Source organism: Desulfovibrio aminophilus DSM 12254 (assembly GCF_000422565.1).
GTDB classification, from domain to species: domain Bacteria; phylum Desulfobacterota; class Desulfovibrionia; order Desulfovibrionales; family Desulfovibrionaceae; genus Aminidesulfovibrio; species Aminidesulfovibrio aminophilus.
In genome coordinates, this window is the sequence record NZ_AUMA01000003.1 from 1 (window position 1) to 23,612 (window position 23,612).

Here is a 23,612-nt window from a genome sequence, read left to right on the forward strand (position 1 = left end):
CGTCAAAGAGGAAGCAGAGCACCTGCTTGAAAAGTTCATCGATGGGCGTGCCCTTGGGGTTCTTGCGCATGGAGCCGAAGAGACGGTTGATGTGGGGGAAAAAGTCAATGCCGCGAAGATAGCGAGTAAAGAGGTTGAGCCCGGCTCGGCCTGTCAGGCAATCGCTCGTGACCTGGACATCGTCGATAAATTTTGCTTTGGTATTCTTGAGTTTTGACATCCAGCCCTCCACCTGATGGGTGAAATAATCATGATTTGTTGTTGGATGTGATTGTAAACAAAAACAAGGCGATAGGCCAGCTTTGATGTTGTGTCAGGCAGGAGAATCGCTCAGATTAGGTATATATTAACTTAAAGAAGTATATTAAAACCCGGTAAAGAAAAAGCCGACCGGTTTTTTTCTTATATAATATCTTAGAGTTAAAAAGAGTAAGAGGCCCGGCGCGGGGCCGGGCATGAAAGGCAGCCGGGGAGAGGGGAAAGGCGACGAGCGGTGGGGGCTCCAAAAAACGCGTCCACGCAAATCGGCATGTATCTAAGACAAACGTCACTTTTTGCCTCAGATTCGAGGCAAGTTTCAGCTCAAGATTTGATGAAGCTGGAGTTGTCCCCCCCTCCCTTCCCTTAGTCGTGGAGGCTAGGCTACATCCTAGCCCCCCCCGGGCGCGCGAGAGGGGCATTTCCTGGGGCACTGGCCCCCCCTCCCTCATCGTCGGGAGGCCTGGACATGCGGAGCGCCCCGGGCGCTTGGCGACGGCAGGCGGGTCGCCGGAGGCCAGGAACCGCGCCCTGATAGGGTAGAGTTCAGACCCGGCACAAGGCCGGGCCTGAACTCTTAAGCAGACGCCCCCCGGCTGGTCACAAGCGAATTGATGTACCTGTTGATGCTCACTCCACGTTCGGCTGCTGAAAGCGCAAGATCACGGTGCACGTCCGGGGTAGTCCGCAAAGAGATATGGCCCGAGAATTTTCGCTGACTTATGGGCGCGGGGGGCTGTTCATTGTTTTTTGCCATGTCAGTGATCACCTCGCCCACAAGGTGAACAATTCCCTCCAAGGCGGCGAGCTGGCTTTCATCAAGCCAGGAAAGGCTGGGAAATTCAGCGCAAAGCCCCACAAATTCTTGATCTTCTTCGGACCAAATAACACGATAGGAGTAGTGCTGTACGTTCACTTCGCACCTCCTTGCAATTTTTTTATTGCGGCAAGCACTTGCTTAACTTGGTAGCCTTTTCCTTTTCCGTTTTTTTCCTGAATGTTGACTCGCGGGTCGCCTTCCCAGGGAGTTTTGTAGACCTTATGGCTTGTCCCTTCCTGCCTTGCCTCTCCAAAAAAATGTTCGGGAGTCAAGTTTTCATGTTTCAGACCCGGCCTCACGGGAAAAATATAGGGCGTCCCCTGCCTCGGGTCTAAAAAATTATCATTTAATTTTAAATTGTTACATATATTCAAGAAAAGTGCCGCCAATTTTTTAAAAAGCTAGTTATTTAAATATGTTATGTTCATTTTTTTGACCTAAAAAAACTAATTAATTCAATTATTTTAATTGGTTAGTTGACATTTGCTTTGAAAATGGTATTTTTTGTTAAAAATTGAACTTAAAGAAGAGGAAAGGTCGAGATGCACAAAAATATTGATAACACGTTGGAAAAAATAGATTTTTTTACCGCCGAGGAGATGGCCGCCATTTTGAGGTATAAGACTCCTAATTCGTTGAAGAATTTACTTCGCTTGGGGCGGGTGAAGGATTTGCCGCCCGCTCTTCGGGTCGGCAGGCGATTTTTGTTTGAGAAAAAGCAATTTTATCGCTGGCTTAATGAGAGACAGGGATAAAAAATGTGCGGCCGGCAGGGTGTTCCACCACCCTGCCGGCCTCGTCGGTCCCTTCCAGGTGCCTCCCCCAAGGGGGAGGGAAGGACAAAAAAATGAGTATCAGGTCGCTAAAAGAAAAACAACGTCTGCTTCCGCGCGAGGATCAAGTTTTGGAAATTTTAAGGCAGCGTAAGTCTTCAGCTCCATTAATTATATTTGAGGCCATGGCCAATTCTCGGCCGTGCTGCTGGGAAGCTCCTGGCCCCCGGGCGCTGCGGCTCGGGGAGCGCTTGGCCCCCGGCCACAAGGCCCTGGGCCTGACCCGCGATGCCCGGCGACATGGTTTGAAAGTCCTTGAAGTCCTAGGGGTTGCGGTCCTGCGGCCCCTGCCCGGGGGAGGGCTGGCAGTGCTCCTCCAGGTCGATTTAAATTTAATGGGTGGGGCACAGCGCCAGCTCCGGCCCCAGGCCGAGGCCGCCTTTTTGCAGGCCCTGGGGCCGCAGCTGGCGGCCCGCCTGGACCCTGAGGAATTGGCGGCCCGTCTATCATTCTGGGATCGTCAAGGGATTTTGGATCAGGCCGTTGCCGTGGCGCACCAGGCGTCACGATCGGATGAAAATAACTATATTTTACGACCGCTTGCGTGGGTTGACCGGGCCCTGGAGCAGGGCCGGGGCCAGGCCGCCCTGGCGCAGGAGCAGGGCCGGGCCGCTGAGGCCCGGCGGGCCAAGGCCGCTGAGGCGTGCCGAGCTGCGGCGGCCGCTGGGGCTCGCCGGGCTCAGGCAGTTTTGGAAACAAACATGAAGGGCAAAAAAATTGCTGATGTCCCGAAGATAAACAATGATTTTATGGTGTTGCGCGAAAAAAGAAGAGCCGATCGGGCGGCCCTGACCGAGGAGCTGGCCAAGGCCGGGGGTGCCCAGTGAGCACCCCCAGAATTCCCATCTTAACTGAAGAACAGCAAGAAATAATTGATCTTTTTCTTCCATCGCTTCCAAGAATGATCGCAAGAGAGAGGGTAAGCCATTTACTGGGATTCATCATTGACCAAAAAACCTTGAGGAATGCCGACTCCAGGGGCGAAGGCCCTGCAGGTGCGGTACGAATCGGAAGAAAAGTTGTTTATAGAACAGAAAATCTATTGTTGTGGATCGTCCAAAAATATGGTGTATCAAAAATAGAAGATCAGAAATCTATTTTTTGTAGACATAAATAAAAGAAAAATGCAAAAAAAATGAGCTGAAAGCTGAATTATGTCACAATAAAAAAAGGAGGAGCCATGCGGGCCATCCTTGTTTGGGTGCTGGTCTTCACTCTTCTGATTCCCTCGGGAGCCGCGGCTGAAACATGGTTTGATCAATTTGGCGACGATTTGTTGATCCATGACTCAGGTTCCTGGGAATCACAGCAGCGCGGGTACTTCGCAGCCGGCGGAATATCTTACCGCACTCGGACCAACCGCGAACCTATTTTTTCCATCACGCCGCCCAAAATGCAGATCGGTTGCGGCGGCATCGACTCCTTTTGGGGTGGCTTTTCTTTCCTGAACCCGGAGTACCTGGTGAAGATGTTTCAGAATATCCTCCAGGCAGCCCCGGCTTTTGCTTTCAAGCTCGCGCTTTCCTCTCTCTGCACGCAGTGCGACGATGCCATGAGTTCCTTGAACTCCCTGGCAAACTCTTTGAACAGCCTGGCGATGGACGAATGCAAGGCGTCCCAGGCCCTCACTAATTTGGGCGGCGACTCCATCGCTTCCATGTTGGGCGCGGAGAATCCCCGCGGAGAGAATAAAGAAAATTCTTGGCTTTCCCAATCCCTGGGCATGTTGACCGAAACTGCTGACGCATTGAGACAAAAAGTCGATAAGGTTTTGGAATATGAATATTGCTATGGCATCACCAACCATGATGATCTGAATAAATGCAAGGAATACCTCACACTTGAAGGCAGTCTGTGGGAAAAAGTAAAAGAAAAAGAAGCTCAGACCAATCCTGTTTGGTTGAGTGATGAATTCATTGCCATGGTACGCGGGATGTTTGGAGACATTATTTTCGTTCCTCCTGGAAAAGGAGATGGGGCTGATTCATCTAAATCAACTGGAACAGTCAACTTTGTTACTTCATGTGAAACAGAGCCGATTCAGTATATTAACGCGATGCTTGAACAATCAGATACGCCACACATTAAGGTCGGATTTCGCTATCAGACTGGAGAATGTGTTCAAGAAGCTTTGCCTGTCAATCTTCGAGTTGGACAAAAGGCAAAAATTGGTATGGATGAACTTTTTAACCTTATGGCGACTAATCCATCTGGGGATTTAAGTGAGCCTGCAAAAACTGTAATTGGACAAAGTTCATTGCCAATTTATCAAATCATTAACACGTATGCATTTAGAATGAGAGATACTGGGCAATTCGCATCTAGTGCTGAGCGGCAAACATTAACATCAATGGCTGCGCTCGGCCATGCGCTATTCATTATGAACGCTACTGTAAATAAGGCATATCAATTAATTACTAAAAACAAACAAGGACTTCAAAATGCCAGAGTAGCCCAAATGGGGTCACATGACTCATTTGAGCAAGGTTTTGCCGTAATTTCAGACAATATAAATCAGTTTAAACAACAAATTTATCATCAAACAAATTTTGTGCAAACTGAATTTCAACAAAACATGCAGACAATAATGGAATATACGGAAATGAGATCAAAATTACAAGGGTTCGTCAGGAATAAGGGTTTGATATAAAAACATCAAATAAAGGAGTCTGAAGATGAAGGATTTTTTTAAGGAAGGATGTGTGTACATTTGTATTTTGGCCAGCAGCATGGCGATTTGCTTCAGCCTTTCTTTTTTGCTCAATTGTGGCACCATTGCCAATTTTACAGAAACTCTTGGGGCCGCGCTTTGGTTGTCTTTCATTGTAACTGGTCTCTTGTGCTGCAAAAACAGGAAGTGGAGGTGGCGGTGGGAGAAGTCCGCCAGAGTCTGAGGATGAGAAGATGGAACGCGAACACCAGAAGAATGAACTCGATATTGACGTTAAACGGCAAATCTTTGATCAGATGGAGCCGTATACCCTTTGCCTGCTGGCAAACGGGCCGGATTTTACAAACCTTTCTGAAGCCATCAACGAGACCAAGGGGTTGGATGAAATGAGGGAAGCCGCATTTCAAGAGTGGCAGAGTAAAAATATAAGAGGCCGTTGGCGGGCCATGCGAGTGATTGCGTTCGAGGACGACGGCCCAATTGGCCATTTGGCCCGGGAGGTGGCAAAAAAAATTCGAAGGCAGATGGTGTAAACACCCATTCCCATTCCCAATTGGAGGCCCCCGGGAGGGGGCTTTCTTGTTTTAAAAGTTCTTGACTTTTTGAGAATGCATGTCACAATAATCAAAATGAACCTTTTGAAACACGGCAAAAAGCCGTTTCCCGGACACCTGGGGGGCGTTCCAAAAGGTAAGCCTTCCGTTGCATGAACCCAGGAGGTAGACGTGTCCGAAGTTGGATATGTTCGGGTGAGCACCACGGATCAGAAGACGGACAGGCAGCTTGACGGTGTGAAGCTGGACAAGGTGTTTGAGGAGAAGGCCAGTGCGGCGGACACGGCTAGGCCCCAGCTTCAAGCCTGCATGGAGTACGTCCGGGAAGGGGACACCCTGCACGTCCATTCCATTGACCGACTGGCCCGGAACCTTCAAGACCTCCTGGCCCTGCTCCAGACCTTCACAGGCAAGGGCGTGGCCGTCCAGTTCCACAAGGAGAGCCTGACCTTCACCGGCCAGGACAACCCGTTCCAGAAGCTTCATTTCCAGATTATAGGTGCGGTAGCCGAGTTCGAGCGGGCGCTCATCAAGGAACGGCAGCGGGAGGGCATTGCCAAAGCCAAGGCCCAGGGCAAGCACCTGGGCAGGGAGAGGAAGCTGGCCCCGGACATGGAACGGGTGATCCGCGACAGGGCCGTAGGCGGGGCGGATAAGTCTGCCCTGGCTCGGGAGTACGGGATCAGCCGCCAGACGCTTTATCGAGTCATCAAGAGAGGCGCTTTGGTGGGCTTGAATAATTCAACCCAGGAAATGAGGAATTTTAAATGAGCAAAATGACCATTCTTTTTGCAGTTATGGTGTTTTTTATTGTTTGTTTCCCGGCTTACTCTCAAGCTTCAGATGCCATTATTCCTGGAGACTTTGACATTATATTAAGGGAAGTCTGTGCATAATGATGTTTTTAATTCCCTGCTCGCTGCGGCATGCGGAAGCATGCGTTCAGGTACGCTTGGAGAGCCATTTCCAGCAGACATCGAGATGAAGGAAAAAGCAAAGAAAGTACTAGAATCTATAAGCAAGGCGCACAATGCGTATGATCTGTACAATGCTATCTTGAGGGATGCTGATAAAAATATTCAACTACAGATTGAAGAAGGTATTGAAATTGATGATGAATATGCAAGTGACTAGGGCTACACAAGATGGAATCTCATCTTATTATTCGAAGTAAACGACTATCAAAAAAACATAGTTTGATGACAATGCATCAAATTTTGATCATTTTTACATAAGTTTTCAACGTGTCGCTCGTAGTATGCGATCACGCGCATAATGTTCTGCATCCAAGCTAAAAGGTGTTCAATCTCCTAGCGATGCCTGAAGCGGCGCAAGGGTCTCCCGTCCTGGAACTTGGGGCGTTTTCGTCCGCCCCGGTGCGCCGTGATTATCTTGGAGCCTCATGCCTCCCGCAAACGCTAGGCTGGCCTGTCGCTGTCGTATGCCTTTCGCCGATCACTTGGTTAATGGAGTAGCGCCCTTTTGGGGAGGCCAATGATATTTCCACAGACGGGGGACAATAGGGGGACAAATCAGTTTTTCTGGGGAGAGATTGGGTTGGCGTGAGGATTGAAACTTACATCTTAATTATTTGATTTTACTTGGTACCCGGGGCGGGAGTCGAACCCGCACACCCCTCGCGGAGTTAGGGATTTTAAGTCCCTTGCGTCTACCAGTTTCGCCACCCGGGCACGCCGTCGCGACCATAGCGGGTTGAAGCTTCGCACGCAACGGCTTCCAGGGCGCCCCTTGGCGGGTTTCTCTAGAGCCAACCTCCCGTTGGACTGGGGGCGCAAATCAGGACTGGTATTCCATGGGGTAGATGCGCATGCTCGGGTAAATGCCCATGAGGTCCGTGTCGGAATAGGGCTGGATGATGTTGTACTTGATGTTCTTGGTCATCTGGGCGTGCCCCGCGTTGTCGAAGCCGTCGTAGAAGGCCCCGTTGGCTTCCAGGATATGCTCGATGCGCCCGGCGAAGCCGGTGACGAAGGTCCCGCCGTCACCCTCGAAGGTCATCCCGCCCACCTTGATCCTGCCGCGCACCTTGCTCAGTTCTTCGATGGAAATACTGTTGCGCTTGAGATCCTCGGCGCAGCGCACGTAGCCCCAGACGATGGTGGCGGGCGGAATCTCCAGGGGTTCGCGCAGGTCGATGATGGTGTGGGGCATGACGATGCCTCCCTCGCCGATCTTGAGCTTGAACTCCGGAGTGCCGCGCAGGAAGGCGTTGAAGCCCACGAAGACCTTGCGGCCCAGGCGGGTGTGGATGACCTTGCCGCCGTGGGCGGTCACGTCCAGACCGTCGAGTCGGGAGTGCAGGATGTAGCAGTTCTCCTGGGCGTTTGCGCCCTTGCCCAGCCAGGATTCCTCGACGTAGGCCCGTTGCGCCACCAGGGCGTTCTCGCCGATGTGGCTCTTGCCCTTGACCACGCTGTAGCGGCTGACGAAGCTGCCCTTGGCCGTGTGCTCGGGCTCGGTGGCGTAGAGGTAGCCGAAGACCCGCTCGTAGTCCGGCTTGCGTTGGTCCAGGAACTTCATGAACACCCCGTCCGGGCGCTTGCCCGGCTCGGAGCCCACATAGCGCTTGAGCACGCTTTTCGGGTGTTTGTAGCTGAAGTCGAAATTCCCCTCGGAGCGGATCCAGATGTGCCCGGGTTCGACTCTCTCGCCGAACAGTTCGCCGGTCTGCACGTAAGCGAAGTCCCCGATGACGCAGTTGCGTACCGTGGTCAGATCCACGGTGGAGAAGGCCCCCATGAAGCAGCCTTCGGAGGGGGAACCGTGAATGTTGGCGTAGAACATCGAGGCCGTGTTGTGGATCGGGAAACTCTCCGGGTACATGGGATCGTGGGAGAAATTATGCACCAGGGTCTTGATGAGGTAACTGTCGCGGATGTGGATGCTCTCGTCGGTGTGCATGGGCACGGGCATGCCCTCCACGTCGAAACGGCCGGTTCGGCGTTTGAGTTCGTCGCCGCGCACGTCGCTCTTGTAGACGATGGAGTCGAGCACCACGCATTTGCCCAGCAGGTAGCTGCCCGAGAGGCTGGAACGCTCGAAGCGGAACAGGAGCGGGTGCTCGGAGGTCAGTCCGTAGAAGGCGTAGAAGTTGGTGAACTGGTCCATGCGGATCTGCTCCCGCAGGGACTTGCCCGCGTCGAAGCCGTGCTTGCGCAGGTTGACGTTGATGCGGGCGATGATGCTTTCGGTCAGTCGCTGAAGTTGCAGCATGCTGCGGCTCCTCGGCGCGTCGGGCGCTCAGGACGTGTTTTCGTCTCGGCTCCGGCGGGCCGCGTCGGCCGCCTTTTCGATCTTGGCCAGAAGATCCTCGAATTCGCAGGGTTTGATGATGTAGTCGTAGGCTCCGGCCATGATCGCCTGGCGGGCCTCGGTCTCGCCGCCGTGGCCGGTGAGCATGATGACTCGCATGGAGGGCAGCATCTGTCGGAAGAGACGCAGCACCTCCATGCCGTCCATGCGGTCCATCTTCAGGTCCAGCACGGCCACGTCGAAGTCGCGGCTGCGCAACGCCTGGATGGCCTGCGGGCCGCTGGTGGTTGCGAGGGAGTCGAGACCGCGCAGGGCCAGACGTTTCGCCAACACGGTGACGAAGGAGACCTCATCGTCCACGAGGATGACGCTGACGGGAGCCGTCCGGTTCATTTCGCGATCCATCCTAGGCCATGCGGCTCGTGATCTCCTTCAACTGGGCCTGCACGATCTTTTCCTCATGCTTGGCCTTCTTTTCCTTGGCCTCCTGGACCTTCTGCACGAGCAGGTCGATGTCGCAGGGCTTCATGAGGTAGTCGAAGGCTCCGAGCTTCATGCCCTCGATGGCGGTCTCCACCGTGGCGTGGCCGGTGAGCATGATCACCTCGGCCAGGGGGAAGTCCTTCTTGATCATTTGCAGGGTCTGAATGCCGTCCAGGCCGGGCATCTTCACGTCCAGGATGACCACGTCCAGGGCGTGGTCCTTGCCCAGAGCCTTGAGCCCCGCCTCGCCGCTCAGGGCCGTGACTATGGACAGATTGCGCGTTTCCAGGCGCTTGGAGAGCACCTCGAGGAAGCCGGACTCGTCGTCGATGAGCAGAACCTTGGCCATGGTCATATGTCGTCTCCTTTGTTCGGGATCGATTCCGGTTGCTGGGTTTCGGCGGTGGAGCCGGGCAGGGTCGCGGGCAGCCGCACCGTGAATGCGGTGCCCTGTCCCGGGGTGCTGTCCACGGAGATGGTCCCGCCGCTCTTGTCGATGATGCCGTAACAGATGGACAATCCGAGCCCCGTGCCCTTGCCCACCGGCTTGGTGGTGAAGAAGGGCTCGAAGATGCGGGGCATGTTGGCCTGGGGGATGCCCTGGCCGTTGTCCTCGACCTCCAGCACGACCCAGGGGCCGTCCCGGTGCGAGCGCATGACGATGACGCCCTCGGGCTTGTTCATGGCGTCGATGGCGTTGTTCACCAGGTTGAGGAGCACCTGCTGCATCTCCGTGGGCGAGATGTGCACCGTGGGCAGGTCCGGGTCCAGGTCCAGGCGGATGAGGGTGTTGCCATAGCGGGCCTTCTGGGCTGAGACCCCGGCCACCTCCTGCATGAGGTCGTTGAGCTGGGTCTCCTGCACCCGGGAGTCGGTGCGCCGGGCGAAGCTCAACAGCTTGTGGGTGATCTCCTTGCAGCGGCGGCCCTGGATTTCGATCTCCTTGAGCGAGTTCTGCATCTCCTGGAAGTTCTTCATTCCGGAGGTGTTCTCGCCCTTCATCAGGTCGTCGATCCAGCCCGCGTGCTCGACCATGATGGCCAGCGGGTTGTTGATCTCGTGGGCGATGCCGGCGGCCAGCTCGCCGATGGCCGCCAACTTGCCGGTCTCCACCACCTGTTTCTGGAGCACTTCCTGGTCCTGCTCGGCGGCGGAGATGCGCTGGACCATGCGCCGGATCAGCGCCAGGGCCGTGCCGACAATGGCCAAGCCGCCCAGGAGCAGGACGCTGACCGAGATGAGCTGGGCGTTGTAGAGGTGCGAGAACGCCTCGTGTTTCTCCTGCTGGAAGACCAGGATCCAGTCCTTCATCTTCAGGGGGTAGGCCACGTAGATCATGGTCTGGTTCTGGGGGTTGGCCTTCTCCAGATGCGCGGGCAGGCTCTTGGAGAAGTCGCGGGCGGCCAACTCGGCCAGGGCGGCGTGGTCCACGGTTTCGTCGGGCCGCAGGTTCGTCTGGAACTCGCCCTGGCGGTTGACCAGGAAGGCCAGGCCGGTGGTTCCCATGCGGATTTGGCGCACGCGCTCGTTGAAGTGGGCGAAATCGATGGTCGCCCTGAGAATGAACGCCTCTCCGCCAGTCTTGCGACCCCGGGCCGTGACGATGAAGTGCGGGGTGCCCCGGATTCCCGAGAATACGTCGCTGATGAAGCGGTCCTCGGCGATGGCCTGCCGGAACCAGGGGGCCGCGCCGTAGTCCGCCTGGAGCAGGCGGAAGGGCCCGGCGTAGGCCGGCTGCAGGCCCTTCTCGTCCACCAGGCCGAGGTCCACGTAGTCGTTGGAGTAGTTGCTCTGCATCTTGCGCAGGCGGTCGTTGAGCAGGGACTCGTCGCGCAACTGTTCGTAGGTGTAGGAATCCACCTGCATGCGCACGTTCTGGCGACGCTCGAAGAGGAACTCGTCGATGGCCAGGGCGTGACGCTCCACCACCGCCTCCAAGTGATCGAAGACCTTGCCCTCGTAGACCGCGTGATAACTGAAGTAGAGCACGGCGCTCAGAAGGAGGAGAGGGGTCATGGACACGGCCGTGACCACCAGGGTCATGGCCCGGCGGAATTTGGCGTATTCCAGGCGCTTGTCGGCCTGTTGCCGTTGCGCTTCTCCCTGGATCACACTGCATTTCGCCATGACGACCTCCGTTTCCGGGCCTCGTGAAGAGTCAGGTGTGCAACGCGTGGCGTCTGTCCCAGGTGTACACCATGGGCGGAAGCACGGTCAAAAACGGTCCCGGCTTGTCCTGCCGGAGGAGGCGGGCGCTGGAGCGTGTCCGCCCTCGTCCCCCGGAGACGCCCGCCGCGGCGGGCGCGCCCCGGGAACTCCGGAAATCCGGATTCCTGAAGGTCGAGGCGCGATCCGCCGTGGCGGTGGTGTCCATCGTTGCTGCCGCCTAGCCGGCCAGGGTTACGGGCATGCCCATGATGGGCCAGATCACGGTGATGAACAGGGCCAGGACCGCCAGGAGCAGGACGCTGGCGATGAGGCCGTAACGGAAGAACTCACCGCTGGTGAAGAGTCTGGAGTTGTAGGCGATGGCGTTGGGCGCCGCGCCCACCAGGAGCAGGAAGGGCATGCCCGCGCAGACCAGGGAGGCGTAGAGGATGACCTCCGGGGCCACTCCAAGGTAGGGGCAGAGCACCAGGGCCACGGGCAGGGAGATGGCGATGGCCGCCACGTTCATGATGAAGTTGGTCATAACCAGAACGAAGAAGGCCACACCCATGACGAAGATGAACCAGTTGGCCTCCTTGAACATGGCCAGCCAGTTCACGGCCAGCCACTTGGCGGCCTCGGTCTCCCAGAGGCAGAAGCCGATGCTCATGGCGCCGCTGAAAAGCAGGATGATGTTCCAGGGAATGTCTTCCAGGTCCTTGATGTCCAGGATGTTGAAGACGAAGAAGAGCACCGTGCAGACGAGCATGATCGCCGACTTGTTCAGGGGCTTGATGGCCGGGATGAAGGACTGCAGGGACATGAAGACGATGACTCCGCCGATGAGCAGGGCGGCGGTGATCTCCTTGGCGCTGACCGGGCCCAGGGCCTTGTACAGGGTGGCGGCCTTTTCGCGCAGGCCGTGGATCACCGGCTTTTCGGGCTTGAAGAGGACCATGAAGAAGCCCCAGAGCAGGAAGGTCATGACCCAGCCGATCGGCGCGAAGTAGTAGGTGAACTCGAAGAAGCTCACTTCCTTGCCCGCCAGCTCCTTGTAGAAGCCCAGGGCCACGATGCCGCGCGCCGCGCCGAGCAGGGTGATGATCGAGCCCGCGCCGCAGACGTAGGCTAGGCCGATGAACATGGCCTTGCCGAACTTCGAGGGCTTCATCTCCTCGTCGTAGAGGGAGTAGATGGTCATGAACAGGGGGAACATGGTCGCCGCCACGGCGGTGTGGGCCATGAGATGAGTCAGGAACACGGTGACGAGGAAGCATCCGAGCATGATCATGCTCGTCTTCTCGCCTACGATCATGAGCATCTTGTAGGCCATGCGCTTGGTCAGTCCGGTCTTGGTGAAGACCAGGCCGATGACGATGGAGCCGAAGATGAAGAGCACCGAGGGGTCCATGAAGTCCTTGAAGGCCACGTCCGGCTTGCGGATGAAGAAGAGGGCCTGCAGGATGCCGATCATGAGCGAGGTTACGCCGATGGGGACCACCTCGAAGACCCACCAGACGCCCGCCAGGAGGAACACTGCCAGCGCGCCTTTGCCCTCGCGGGACAGGGCGAAGTGCTTGCCCAGGGGGTCCACGGCGTCGGGCCAGGACGGGGAGAAGTAGACGGTGACGAACAACGCCACTCCCAGGAGGATGAAGAAGATTCTCTTGAGATCGAGCTTCTGCGGTTCGACGGCTTCTGCGGTGCTCATGGTCCTCGCTCCTCGTGATTCGATTTCGCGGCCTTCCGGCCGACAACGGCTTGGTGTCGGTCGCCCCCGGCGTGTGAAACATGTTCTTGTGCCGGATGGAACAATCAGTCGGAAGAAAGCAAGGACTGGGCCAGAATGAAAAATCTATTTATTCATCGTGGATGGTGGAAGATGGTTGGGATGAGGTTCGCGGAGAGAAACAAAACGAAACAAAAATATGGTTCAAAATGTTTCATTTGAAACATTTTGAACCATTCGCTTGGCGGTTTCGTCCGGGATGATGGTCGAGCGCGTCAGGCGGCCTTGGGCGTGGAGCCGCAACACGCCCTCCACCGGCCCGATGACGTCGTCGATGACCTGCACGGATTTCCAGGTCAGGTAGAGGGATATTTCCTCGTCCACCGCTCCGCAGATCACCGCGCCGACTCCTTCGGCCTGGGCGATGCGGCAGATTTCCTTGTCCGAGGGCTTGGCCAGCACGAGGTTCTTGCGCGAGAGCGGGCGACCCTTGTCGTCGAGCTGCACGATGAGCACTTCCAGACACTGGTCCAGGCGGGCCGCGACGTCGTTGTCGCGGATGGCGATCAGGAATTTGGGCTTCACGGCTTCTTCTCCCCGGCGAAGCCGTGGCTCTTCAGCTTGCGCCAGAAGGTCGTGCGCGAAAGGCCCAGGGCTTGGGCCGCCTTGCCCTTGCGGCCCCCGGCCTCCAGCAGGGCCTTGAGCATCCGGCCGCGCTCCAATTCGGCGTAGTCGGCCTGGGGCGCGCCGTGTTGGGGCTGCTCCGGCTCGGCGGCGCGGGCCTCATCCGGGGCGGGCGCCTGGGGCTTCAGGTAGGCCGGCAGGTCCGAGGCCGTGATCTGTTCGCCCCGGCACATGGTGCAGGCGTACTCCACGATGTTGCGCAGCTCGCGCACATTGCCCGGATAGGGGTGACCCATGAGCGTGGCCAGGGCCCGTTCGTCCAGCCCCAGCACGTTTTTGCCCAATTGAGCCGAGCAGACGTTGAGGAAGTGGTCCAGCAGCAGGCGCACGTCCACGCCCCGGTCGCGCAGCGGCGGCAGGTGGAGGCGGATGACATTGAGCCGGAACATGAGATCCTGGCGGAAGCGTCCGGCGGCCACGGCGGCCTCCAGGTCGTGATGCGTGGCCGCGATGAGCCGCACGTTGGTCACCACGCCCGACGTGCCGCCCAGGGGGTAGACCACGCGGTCGTCCAGGAAACTCAGGAGCTTCACCTGCAGCGGCAGGGGCAGGTCGCCCACCTCGGTGAGGAAGAGCGTGCCGCCCTCGGCCAGCTGGATGCGGCCCGGCTTGTCCTTCACCGCGCCGGTGAAGGCTCCTTTGCGATGACCGAAAAGTTCGCTCTCCAGCAGGGATTCCGGCAGGGCTCCGCAATTCACCTTGATGAACGGGCCCTTGGAGCGGGGCGAGGCCTGGTGGATGGCCTCGGCCAGCACGTCCTTGCCCGTGCCGGTCTCGCCGGTGATGAGCAGGGAGGAGTCGGTCTGGGCCACGGCGGGCAGGGTTTCGAACAGGCGCTCCATGGCCGGGGAACGGCCGATGATGCGTGAAAAGCTCATGGGCCCGCCTTCCAGGGCCGGGCGGATGCCGCCGGGTCGCTCCTCCAGGGTTTCAAGGTAGAAGGCGGGCGCGCCGGTGTCGTCGGGCACGGCGGACAGACTCAGGCGCACCGGCAGCCGTCTTCGGTCGCGGTTGATCACGTCGCCTTCCAGAGACAGGGGCTTGTCCTGATTGCCGGCCGCGGCCAGGGGGCAGTCGTCCAGGCAGACGCTGCAGCGCAACACGCAGTCGCAGCGCAGGCCCAGGGCCTCGTCGCGGGAGAAGCCCGTGAGAGCCTCCATGGCGCGGTTGAGGAAGAGGACGCGGCGTCCCGGGGTGATCACGGCCGTGGCGAAGGGCAGCTTGTCCAGCAGCGTGTCCGCGCCCAAGGCCGCCATGTGGTGGATGCCCTTCCAGAGTCGCACGTCCCCTCTCTACCCGCAGCGGTCGGTTTTCTCAAGAACGGCGCGCGATGATTACGCCCGATGCGGCGGATCAGGCCGGAACGGGCGTGGGCTGCTGGTTGAGGAGCAGGAGGCGCGGGCCGTCCGATCGCCAATCGAGCACGTTGCGGCAGCCGGAATCCTGGCCCAGGCGGAAAACGTGTCCTAGGGGCATGTCGAGAATCCGGCAGAGCAGCGCCCGGTTGGTTCCGGCGTGGGCGACCACGAGCGCGTGGCCCTCGGCCCGTTCCAGCCGCGGAACCAGCGCGGCCCAGGCCCTGTCCTGGAGGTTCTGGAAGCTCTCGCCTCCGGGCGGCCGGAAAGCGGCCAGGTCGCGGCCCCGGGCTTCGTACTGGCCCGGGAAGCGCTGCCGCACCTCCTCGCGGCTCAGGCCGTCCCACTGGCCCAGGTCGATCTCACCCAGGCCCGGCAGGGGCTCGATAGTGACTTTTCGGCCCGCGAGGATGATCGACGCGGTTTCGCGGCAGCGGCCCAGGTCCGAGCACCAGGCCGCCTGGAAGGGAACGTCCGCCAGGGCCTCGCGCCAGAACCGGGCCTGGGCCCGGCCTTTGGCCGAGAGGGGAACTTCGCGGCGGCCCAGGAAGCGCCAGGGCGTTTCCGGCTCCACCGCGCCGTGGCGCAGGAGGTGAACGGTCAGTCCCACGGTCCCTCTCCGTCCAGGATGGCGTCCAGGCTCCGGCCCGCGACGCGCTCCACCAGGGCCCGCATGGCCAGGGCGTGTTCCCGCCGCCGTGTGATGGCTGTCACGGCCTCGGGGTTCCCGGCGAAGCGGTCCAGCTTTTCCTGGAAGCGCTGCTCCACGTTCACGCGCTCCTGGCCGCGTACGAGCTTGTCGGCCAGGTAGACGAGTTCGCGCTCCCCGGGCCGTTCCATCCCGGCGGGGTCGATGTCTCGGTGCGCGGCCACGATTTCGGCCACGGGCGCGTAGCCGAGGTCGGCCAGAAGCATGCCGCCCTCCTTCTCGTGCTCCTGCGAGCCCTTGGCGATGTCGTGAAGCAGGGCCGCCACCTCCAGCAGTTCGAGGTCCAGGGACAGCCCGGCCGCCGCGAGCGCCCGGCCCAAGGCCAGGGCCGCGCGGGCCACGCCCTGGGCATGGGCCAGGCCGCGTTCCCCGGCCCGATGCAGCCGGAGCAGGGCCAGGGCTTCGGCCCGGGTGGGCACGTCCCGCCGTTCCCAGCGGCGCAGCGCCTCGGCATAGGCCTCGGGCGTGTCCAGGTCGAAGAGCACGCCCGCGTCGGCCACCTCCAGCGGCTCCACATCCAGGGTGGCCAGGGCCCCGCGAAGGCCGCCCGCGCCGGTCCAGGCCAGGGCCGCGTCCACGGCCGCCGGGCGGAGCAGGGGCGGGTGCCCTGGCTCGCCGTCGAAGGCGGGGACCAGCACCTGGGCCGGGGACTCCGGCAGCCGTTTAATGAGGCGGCGCACCGTGGCGGGCCGGACCAGGGGAATGTCCACCGGCAGGACGAACACTCCGTCCAGGCCCGGCGGCAGGGCCTCCAGGCCCGTCTGGACCGAGGAGAACATGCCGGTCTCGAAATCCGGGTTATGCACGCTCCGCAGTCCCAGGCGTCCGGCCTCCCCGCGCACCTCGTCGGCGCGGTGCCCGGTCACGGCCAGAATGTCCGCGATTCCGGCGGCGTGGAAGAGCCGGGCCGCGCGGCCCAGGAGGCTCGCGTCCCCCAGGGGCAGCAAGGGCTTGAGGCGGCCCATGCGCGAGGACAGCCCGGCGGCCAGGACCAGGGCGGCCAGGCGCATCAGGCCTCCCTCCGCGCGGCCCGGGCCTGGATGAGCTCGGCCACGATGCTCACGGCGATCTCCTCCGGGGTCTCGGCCTCGATGGACAGGCCGATGGGGCAGTGCACACGCTCCAGGTCGGCGAGGGTGAAGCCCTCGGACAGGAGCTGGTCGTACACGGCCCGGCGCTTGCGGCGCGAGCCGATCATGCCGATGTAGCCCGCCGGGGTGCGCAGGGCCTGTCCGAGCGCGGTCTTGTCGAAGAGGTGTCCGCGCGTGACGATGACCACCGAGGCGTCCGGCCCGGGCGCGCGGCCCGTGAAGCAGTTCTCGAAGCCGTCCAGCACGGCGATCTCCCTGGCCCAGGGAAAGCGTTCGCGGTTGGCGAACTCCGGCCGGTCGTCCAGGACCGTGACCTGGAAGCCCGCCAGGGCCGCCACCTGGGCCGTTGGCCGGGAGACGTGTCCCGCGCCGACGATGAGCAGGACGGAGGGCGCGGCCCAGGGTTCCAGGAACCAGGCCGCGTCCCCGCATTCCAGCAGCACCGGGGCCAGGATGCCCGACCCGCGCTCGCGGGCTTGGCGCGCGGCGTCTTCGGGCAGGGCCGCGCCCCGCGTCCCGTCCGGGAGGAGCAGGCTGCGCGCGCCGCCGTTGTCGGCGGTGAGCAGCAGGCAGCGTTCGCCCCGCGCCAGATGCGCCTCCAGTTCCGTGAACAGCGGGGCGTCCTCCGGCGCGATGCGTTCCAGGAAGACCCGCAGCCTGCCGCCGCAGACCATGTCCGCCCCGGCGGCCATCTCGCCGGTGAGCTCGAAGGAGAGCAGCGCGGGCGCACCGCCGGTCGTGACCTCGCGCATGGCCTCCAGGACCTGGGCCTCCACCAGCCCGCCGCCCACGGTTCCGGCCATGCCGCCGTCCGCGAAGCGGAGCATCTTGGAGCCCGCCGAACGGGGCGTGGACCCCTCATGCGTGGCGATGGTGGCCGAAACCACGGGTTCTCCGGCCGCGAGCCGCTGGTTCAGAATACTCAAAAGTCGTTGCATATGCATCTTTTTCCTTTGCGCGGGTGGACCGTGCGCCACCCGGCGCCATGCGGTTCGATGCGCCCCGGCACGGTCTCCAGCCGGGGCAGGGGGCAGCCGCAGGGACAGGGCCCGGGCAGCAGCCGCGCCGCGTCGCCGGTGCGGTAGCGGATGAGCGGCATGCCGCGCCGGTTCAGGGTGCTCAGCACCAGCTCGCCCGGTTCGCCAAGCGGCAGGGGCGCGGCCGTGAGCGGATCGATCACTTCCAGGAAGAGGTCGGCCATGCGCGGATGATAGCCCGCATGGGCCGCGCATTCCACCCCTCCACCCCAGCCCGTCTCGGTCATGCCCCAGTGGTCGAAGACCTCGCAGCCCCAGGCGCGTTCCAGGTCCGCGCGCAGACCCGCGTCCAGGGGTTCGGCGCTGGAGAGCAGGGCCGCGAGCCGCGCCCGGGCGGCCCGGGAGAATTCGGCGTCATCGAGGAGTCCCCGCAGTTGGCTGGGCGCGGCCACCATGCGCGTCACGCCCTCGCGTTTCATGAGCCGGACCAGATCCCCGGCGGTCCAGGACTCCGGCGGAAGCACGGCCCGGGCCGCGATGCGCGGCAGGGCGCGGGCCAGCAGGTCGGCCACCCCGTCCGGGCGGCGGCCCGGCAGGAGCACGAGGACCGCGTCCCCGGCTCCGGCGAGGGTGGACATGCCCACGGCGAAGAAATCCAGCGTGGCCTCGATGTCCTCCGGGGTGAAGAAGAGGCGCTTGGGCGGGCCGCTGGTGCCTGAGGTTTCCAGCGTGACCACCCGGGCGATTTCGCCGCCGGAGACGCAGAGCATGGCCTCGCCGCGCGCGGCCAGGTCCTCCGCCGTGGTCAGGGGCAGGGCGGCCATGTCCGCGCGCCGGGCCGGGAACCCGGGCGGCAGGTCGGCCAGCCGTTGCCGGTGAAAGGGGCTGTGGCGCGCGGCGTGGGCCAGCGTTCGCCGCAAGGCTTCCAATTGCCGGGCCTCCACGGCATCGGGGGCGAGGTCCGGGAGGCCCAGGCGGGCGGCGATCCAGGCGTCCAAAGGCGTGCGCCGCATCAGCAGCGCCCCCGGTAGAGCGTCCGGCCCTCGGCCGAGGTGAGGTTGTAGAGGCAGAAGGGGATGCGCCGCCCGTCGGCCTCGGCCACGTGGATGCAGCAGCCGCGCACCCGCTCCAGATCCACGGTCCAGGCGTCCTGGAAGGCCATGCAGGAGACGCTGAAGCGGTCGCGGGTGGAGAATCCGGCCAGGAAGCGTTCGAAGTCGTCGGCCCCGGTCCGGGGTGCGCGGGGCTGGTCCGGCGCGGCCCACTGGCGGGCCGTGATCGAGCGAGACTGCATCGCGCCTTCGCGGGCTTCCAGGGGCTGGCCCGGGGAGCAGCAGGAGCCGCCCTGGGACAAAGGGATGAGCCGCCCACCTTTCAACCGGAACTGGGCGCTGAAAGAACACATCTCGTGTTCGCAGCAGGGCGGGTGGAAGTCCTCGGCCCGGAGCAGACCGTGGGACTGGGCCACCAGGGCCGTGAGCACCTCGGGCAGGGTCAGGCGCGGCCGTTCCGGGGTCCAGGGGAAGCGGCCGAAGCTGGCGGCGGGCTGGAAGTGCACGCCCCGCACCGTTGGGCTGTTGGACAGTCCCAGGTCTAGGATGTGCCCCAACTCCGCGTCGTTGATTCCCGGGACCAAGGTGGGCACCAGGATCACGCCCAGCCCGGCCTCGGCGCAGGCATCGATGGCCTGGAGCTTTTCCGCCAGCAACGGACGGCCGCGCAGGGCGGCGCAGGCGCTGTCGGAACCGTCGAACTGGAGGAAGACCGAGTCCAGCCCGGCGTCGGCCAGGGCGCGGGCGAATTCCGGCTCCCGGGCCAGGCGCAGGCCGTTGCTGTTGATCTGGACCAGGGCGAAGTCCGCGCTCCGGGCGGCGGCCACGATGGCGGGCAGGTCGTCGCGGGTGGCGGGTTCGCCGCCGGAAATCTGGACATTGCAACGCCCGGCCACCCGGCGCAGGGCCGTCAGCCGGGCGGCCAGGGCCTCCAGCGTGGGCTCCGGCGCGTTCGCCGCGCCCGAGGACGCGAAGCAGACCGGGCAGCCCAGGTCGCAGGCCTGGGTGATTTCCACCAGGGCCGTGCAGGTGTGCTGGCCGTGTTCCGGGCAGAGTCCGCAATCCAGGGGGCAGCCTTGGTTCGCGGGCGTCTGCGGGCGTTCCGGCCGGGAGGGCGTCTTGGGCCGGCGCCAGCGCTCCAGGTCCGGCTTGCCGCGCCAGACCGCGACCTTGAATTCGCCGTGATCCGGGCAGGTCCGGGCGAGGAACACCGTGCCGTCCTCCAGGATGCGCACGGCGGGCAGGCGCTTCAGGCAGACCGGACAGAGGCTTTCCGTGCGGCCGAGGATTTCGGCCATCATTCCTCCCTGGGCACGGCCGGGTCCAGGCCCTGTTCGGTCAGAAGCAGGAGGATGCGGGCCCAGGCGTCGGCCAGGAGTTGGCCGCAGCGGGAGACGTCCGGCTTGCCGCCATCGTCGCCCAGGATGGCCGCGCAGGTGATGCCGCCGTATTGCGGCACGGCGCGCTCGGTGAACCAGTCCACGAAGGTGGCGACCGCCAGTTCGGCCTGCTCCAGGGGCGCTTCGTCGTCCGATCCCTTGCCCAGGTAGAGTCCAAGCACGCAGCAGCCGCCGCTGAGGATGCCGCAGGCGCCGCCGCTCTGGCCCATGCCGTGGCACAGGCCGCTCAGGGAGCGGATGAGGTCCGGGTTTTCGCGGCCCTGGGCGCGCAGGGCCAGGAGGCCGAGAATTTGGCTGCAGCAGTATCCTTTGCCCGCCAGGGGCAGGATGTCGAGAAGGATGTCGCTCATGAGGCCTCCTTTGCGGCGATGATGAGGCAGTAGCCCAGGTCACGGGGATCGCGGCGGCCGCATCCGCCGCCTCCGGTCAGGTTCCGCAGGGCGTCCAGGGAGCCGTGTTGGAAGATGAGCCGTCCGGCCAGTTCGCTCAGGGCCCGGCTGTGGTCCTCCACGTGGAGCGGCCGCAGGCCGTGCCGCCGCAGGAGGCCTTCCATGTCCTCCAGGGGGCGGGCTCCGGCGGCGCAGCCCGCGATGCCGCCCGCCGCGCCGGGGCGGCGGACGTAGAGGTCGCTGAGAAGCAGGCGGCCGCCGGAGCGCAGCGTCCGGGCCATCTCGGCCAGGACCGGGCCGGGGTCGGCCAGGGTCGAGAGCACGCATTCGCAGCACAGGCCGTCCAGGCCGCCGTCGGCCAGGGGCAGGGCCTCCACCCGCGCCCGCAGCAGGGGCGTTCCGGGCTGTTCGGCGCGGGCCCTGGCGAGGAATTCCGCCGAGGCGTCCAGGCCCAGGGCGCGCAGGCCCCGGCCGGTGAGCAGGCCGAGGGTCGCGCCCGGGCCGCAGCCCAGGTCCGTCACCCGGTCCCCGGGGCCGAAGCCGCACAAATCCAGGCCGCGCGCGGTGAGTTCCGCGCCTCCGGGACGCAGGGCCGGGCCGCTGGCCTCCTGGAAGGCCGGGTGTTCGTACAGGGGCCGGACGACCTCGCTCACTTGTCCTCCAGCAGGCGCTCCACCTCGGCCATGCGGCCCAGGGCCAGGGATTCGGGCACGAGGCAGAGTCCGCACTCCGGGCAGGCCAGGAGCGAGATGTTGAAGGAACTGCCGAGATAGGTCGCCTCCACCGGCCGGGGCTCCAGGGCGTCGTGGCCGCAGGACCATCGACCCGAGTCCGGGGTGTAGGTCTGGTCCACCTTGAGCCCGGCCGCACCCGCGCCCGGCCGCACCTCCATGCGGTGGCGCCAGGCTCCCAGGACGCGGAACGCCTCGCCCTCGCGGGCGTATTCCAGCCAGTAGGTCACGTTGCGCGGCCGGTGGGGCGCGAGGAGGCGTTCGCCCCCGGTCTCGCGGAACACGCGTCCCGAGGCCTCGGCGTGGGCCAGCGCGCGGCGGACGTCCTCCACCAGGATGTGCCGCTCCTCCATGCGGGCCAGGACCTCGGGCGCGATGCGCAGTTCCGGGCCGGGTTCCGCCTCCCCGGCTTGGCCGAGGTATTCCCGGGCCAGTTCTCGCCGCAGCCCGGCGCGTGCCGCGTGGCGGGCCGAGAACCCCGGGGCGGGTGCGGCCGCCGGGTCATCCGGTCCGCCGGGGAAGATGAAATCCAGGACGTGGTAAGCCCGCTTGCCCTCGGCGGCCAGCCGGTCACGGCACATGGCGCAGGAGGCCACGTAATCCAAGGGGCTCGCGGCCGCGCGCCGGGCGGCCACCTCGTGGGCCAGGTCCGGGTCCACGTTGGACATGAGCCCGCCGTAGCCGCAGCATTCGGTGAGGCGGCCGGACAGGGGCAGTTCCTCGCGGGCCACGCCGCAACGGTCCAGCAGGCCGCGCACGGCCGCGCGGGCGGTCTCGTCGTGGCGCGTTGTGCAGGGGTCGTGCACGGCCAGAGGCGCGTTCGGCGCGGGCGCGCCCGGCGTTTCTGACAGGCCGGTTTCGGCCAGGATCTCCCAGAGCGAAACCGCGGGCAGGTCCGGCGAGCGGCGACGGAGGATGTCCAGGCAGGAGGAGCAGGCCGCCACGATGCGCGGCCGCCCCAGGCCTTCCCACTGGGCCCGGAACGCGACCTGGGCCTCGGTGAAGAGGTCCTCGCGCCCGGCCCAGTGGGCCGGGATGCCGCAGCAGCGCAGCATGAGCCCCACGCCGCCGGAGAGTGCGGCGCGAAGGTGTTCGAAGACCGAGCGCACGTGGTGCGGGTGCGAGGCCGCCAGCTGGCAGCCGGGAAAGAAGACGTGGGCGCACGCGCCGTCCGGCCCGGGCAGGGTCAGGGCGAAGTCCGGGCCGTTGTTGAAGGCCATGTCCTCTAGGGCGAATTCGTGGGCCGAGGGCGGCATCTTGCCCCGGGCCACCATGTCGCGCCGGGCCTCCAGACAGAGGTCGGCCATGGCGAAGCCCTCGGGGCAGACCTCCGCGCACAGGCCGCAGAGGCTGCAGGAATTGATCAGGCGGTTGGCCTCGTGCAGGCCCTTGACGATGGCCGCGTTGTTGTAGACCTGGCGGGCGTATTTCTTGGGGTAGCCTTTGTGGCGTTCGAGATAGGCGCAGACCCGCACGCACTCCATGCACTGGCAGTTCAGGCAACGCGCGGCCTCCTGGGTGGCCTCCTCCGGGGCGTAGCCGTTATCGGGAGCCGCCGGGGCAACCCGGGACAGGGGCGCGATCCCGGCGAGGTTCGTGAATAGGCGCGTCTCGCAGGGGCCTTCTTTCTCGCGGGCGGCGGTGAGCGAGACGCCGCTCATGTGCCGGTCCATGGACGAGGCGGCGCGGCGGCCGTCGGCGGCCTGGTCGATGAAAGACACGCCGCTGGGCGCGGAAAACCCGCCCAGAAAGAAGCCGGAACGATCCCCGGCCAGGGTCACGGGATCCACGGCCGCGCGGTCGTCACGGGCCAGGCCGGGAACCTCGGAGAGGTCCGCGAACACGGCCGCGAATTCGGACAGGGCTTGGTCCAGCAAGACCGCGTCCAGGGATTGGCCGGCGCGGACCTCGGGCTTGAGGGCCAGGACGCGGGCGAGTTCCTCCTCCATGGCGGCCTTGGGGAGCCGGGATTCGGGCAGGTCGCGCAGACGGCCGCCGAGGGCGTCGTCGGCGACGAGGAAGGTCACGCCGTAGCCCTTGCGCAACAGGTCCCAGGCGCAGACCAGGGCGGCGAGGCCGCCGCCGAGTACTGCGGCGCGCTTGCTCCGGGAGGGCAGGACCGTGGGTTTGGCCCCGGCGGGAGCGGAGCCCACGCAGGCTCGCTCCAGGTCGCCGACGGCCAGGGCGTCGCCCGCCTCGGCGCGCTTGCAGACCGTTTCGCAAGGATGCTCGCAGAGCCTGCCCAGGACGCCGGACAGGGGCATGCTCCGCTCCAACACCTTGCGGGCCCCGGCCGGGTCGCCCTTGGCCATGCGTTCGAGAAAGGCGCGCACGTCCACGCGCAGCGGGCAGGCCGCCTGGCACCAGGGCAGCTCTTCCTGGATGCAGCGCTGTTCCCAGGCCCTCAGTTCCTGTTGCTCCATGTTCTCACCTCGCGGGAAAGAAAGGGGCGGAC

The 23,612-nt window shown here is 63.2% G+C and carries 22 protein-coding genes, 1 tRNA gene and 1 pseudogene; 6 read left to right on the forward strand and 18 right to left on the reverse strand.

The window, feature by feature from the left end:
• Together H587_RS21340 and H587_RS0100010 are read right to left on the reverse strand one after the other, a co-directional pair.
• Positions 1-220, reverse strand: a pseudogene (locus H587_RS21340) (IS1380 family transposase); the annotation flags it as partial.
• Between the two features lie 615 nt (positions 221-835).
• On the reverse strand, positions 836-1,174 hold the full coding sequence (locus H587_RS0100010) for a type II toxin-antitoxin system HicB family antitoxin (RefSeq protein WP_027174504.1): 339 nt from the start codon (positions 1,172-1,174) through the stop codon (positions 836-838).
• 751 nt (positions 1,175-1,925) lie between these two features.
• Between H587_RS0100010 and H587_RS0100020 the strand changes: the two genes are divergently transcribed.
• The 6 genes from H587_RS0100020 (at position 1,926) to H587_RS20425 (ending at position 6,270) form a co-directional block, all read left to right on the forward strand.
• Complete coding sequence (locus H587_RS0100020; RefSeq protein ID WP_156904403.1) at positions 1,926-2,738, forward strand: hypothetical protein; 813 nt, start codon at positions 1,926-1,928, stop codon at positions 2,736-2,738.
• Entirely contained in the window at positions 2,735-3,028 is a 294-nt protein-coding gene (locus H587_RS20760; RefSeq protein WP_169432729.1) for a hypothetical protein, read from the forward strand. Before H587_RS0100020 ends, H587_RS20760 begins: the two co-directional genes overlap by 4 nt.
• Before the next feature lie 63 nt (positions 3,029-3,091).
• A complete protein-coding gene (locus tag H587_RS20060; protein WP_084630285.1) occupies positions 3,092-4,561 on the forward strand; it encodes a conjugal transfer protein TraH in 1,470 nt (489 codons plus the stop codon).
• A gap of 254 nt (positions 4,562-4,815) precedes the next feature.
• The gene (locus H587_RS0100035) at positions 4,816-5,115 is read left to right on the forward strand and encodes a hypothetical protein (RefSeq protein WP_027174508.1); all 300 of its coding nucleotides are present in this window, start codon (positions 4,816-4,818) and stop codon (positions 5,113-5,115) included.
• 192 nt (positions 5,116-5,307) lie between these two features.
• Complete coding sequence (locus tag H587_RS16670; protein ID WP_051202335.1) at positions 5,308-5,907, forward strand: recombinase family protein; 600 nt, start codon at positions 5,308-5,310, stop codon at positions 5,905-5,907.
• Positions 5,908-6,072: 165 nt separating this feature from the next.
• Positions 6,073-6,270 (forward strand): hypothetical protein, encoded by a 198-nt coding sequence (locus tag H587_RS20425; RefSeq protein ID WP_156904404.1) that lies wholly within the window; start codon positions 6,073-6,075, stop codon positions 6,268-6,270.
• Positions 6,271-6,738: 468 nt separating this feature from the next.
• Here the strand turns inward: H587_RS20425 and H587_RS0100045 are convergent.
• From H587_RS0100045 to H587_RS16695, 16 genes are all read right to left on the reverse strand, one after another.
• Positions 6,739-6,827, reverse strand: a tRNA-Leu gene (locus H587_RS0100045).
• A gap of 106 nt (positions 6,828-6,933) precedes the next feature.
• Complete coding sequence (locus H587_RS0100050) at positions 6,934-8,370, reverse strand: transferase (protein ID WP_027174509.1); 1,437 nt, start codon at positions 8,368-8,370, stop codon at positions 6,934-6,936.
• A 27-nt stretch (positions 8,371-8,397) separates the two neighbouring features.
• Complete coding sequence (locus H587_RS16675) at positions 8,398-8,802, reverse strand: response regulator (RefSeq protein ID WP_169432730.1); 405 nt, start codon at positions 8,800-8,802, stop codon at positions 8,398-8,400.
• Between the two features lie 13 nt (positions 8,803-8,815).
• Positions 8,816-9,247, reverse strand: a complete 432-nt coding sequence (locus H587_RS0100060; RefSeq protein ID WP_027174510.1) for a response regulator — start codon at positions 9,245-9,247, stop codon at positions 8,816-8,818.
• Entirely contained in the window at positions 9,244-11,019 is a 1,776-nt protein-coding gene (locus tag H587_RS16680) for a sensor histidine kinase (protein ID WP_084630287.1), read from the reverse strand. Before H587_RS16680 ends, H587_RS0100060 begins: the two co-directional genes overlap by 4 nt.
• A gap of 259 nt (positions 11,020-11,278) precedes the next feature.
• Complete coding sequence (locus tag H587_RS0100070) at positions 11,279-12,751, reverse strand: SLC13 family permease (protein ID WP_027174511.1); 1,473 nt, start codon at positions 12,749-12,751, stop codon at positions 11,279-11,281.
• A 222-nt stretch (positions 12,752-12,973) separates the two neighbouring features.
• A complete protein-coding gene (locus H587_RS16685) occupies positions 12,974-13,354 on the reverse strand; it encodes a dinitrogenase iron-molybdenum cofactor biosynthesis protein (protein ID WP_211219476.1) in 381 nt (126 codons plus the stop codon).
• Positions 13,351-14,736, reverse strand: a complete 1,386-nt coding sequence (locus H587_RS16690; protein WP_034608369.1) for a sigma-54 interaction domain-containing protein — start codon at positions 14,734-14,736, stop codon at positions 13,351-13,353. The genes H587_RS16685 and H587_RS16690 overlap by 4 nt, the downstream gene beginning before the upstream one ends.
• A 70-nt stretch (positions 14,737-14,806) precedes the next feature.
• Positions 14,807-15,418, reverse strand: a complete 612-nt coding sequence (locus H587_RS0100085) for a histidine phosphatase family protein (RefSeq protein WP_027174512.1) — start codon at positions 15,416-15,418, stop codon at positions 14,807-14,809.
• A complete protein-coding gene (locus tag H587_RS0100090; RefSeq protein WP_034608370.1) occupies positions 15,409-16,527 on the reverse strand; it encodes a DVU_1551 family NTP transferase in 1,119 nt (372 codons plus the stop codon). The genes H587_RS0100085 and H587_RS0100090 overlap by 10 nt, the downstream gene beginning before the upstream one ends.
• Positions 16,527-17,546 carry an XdhC family aldehyde oxidoreductase maturation factor gene (locus H587_RS0100095; protein ID WP_027174513.1) on the reverse strand — a complete coding sequence of 340 codons (1,020 nt, stop codon included), beginning with the start codon at positions 17,544-17,546 and terminating at the stop codon, positions 16,527-16,529. The genes H587_RS0100090 and H587_RS0100095 overlap by 1 nt, the downstream gene beginning before the upstream one ends.
• On the reverse strand, positions 17,531-18,598 hold the full coding sequence (locus H587_RS0100100; RefSeq protein WP_027174514.1) for a DVU_1553 family AMP-dependent CoA ligase: 1,068 nt from the start codon (positions 18,596-18,598) through the stop codon (positions 17,531-17,533). The genes H587_RS0100095 and H587_RS0100100 overlap by 16 nt, the downstream gene beginning before the upstream one ends.
• Positions 18,598-19,935: a radical SAM (seleno)protein TrsS gene (trsS, locus tag H587_RS0100105; RefSeq protein ID WP_425387173.1), complete on the reverse strand. Its 1,338-nt coding sequence runs from the start codon at positions 19,933-19,935 to the stop codon at positions 18,598-18,600. Before trsS ends, H587_RS0100100 begins: the two co-directional genes overlap by 1 nt.
• Positions 19,935-20,387 carry a DVU_1555 family C-GCAxxG-C-C protein gene (locus tag H587_RS0100110; RefSeq protein ID WP_027174516.1) on the reverse strand — a complete coding sequence of 151 codons (453 nt, stop codon included), beginning with the start codon at positions 20,385-20,387 and terminating at the stop codon, positions 19,935-19,937. The genes trsS and H587_RS0100110 overlap by 1 nt, the downstream gene beginning before the upstream one ends.
• Entirely contained in the window at positions 20,384-21,079 is a 696-nt protein-coding gene (gene trsM, locus H587_RS0100115; RefSeq protein WP_027174517.1) for a DVU_1556 family methyltransferase, read from the reverse strand. Before trsM ends, H587_RS0100110 begins: the two co-directional genes overlap by 4 nt.
• On the reverse strand, positions 21,076-23,580 hold the full coding sequence (locus H587_RS16695; protein WP_034608371.1) for a pyridine nucleotide-disulfide oxidoreductase/dicluster-binding protein: 2,505 nt from the start codon (positions 23,578-23,580) through the stop codon (positions 21,076-21,078). Before H587_RS16695 ends, trsM begins: the two co-directional genes overlap by 4 nt.
• Between the last annotated feature and the right edge of the window lie 32 nt (positions 23,581-23,612).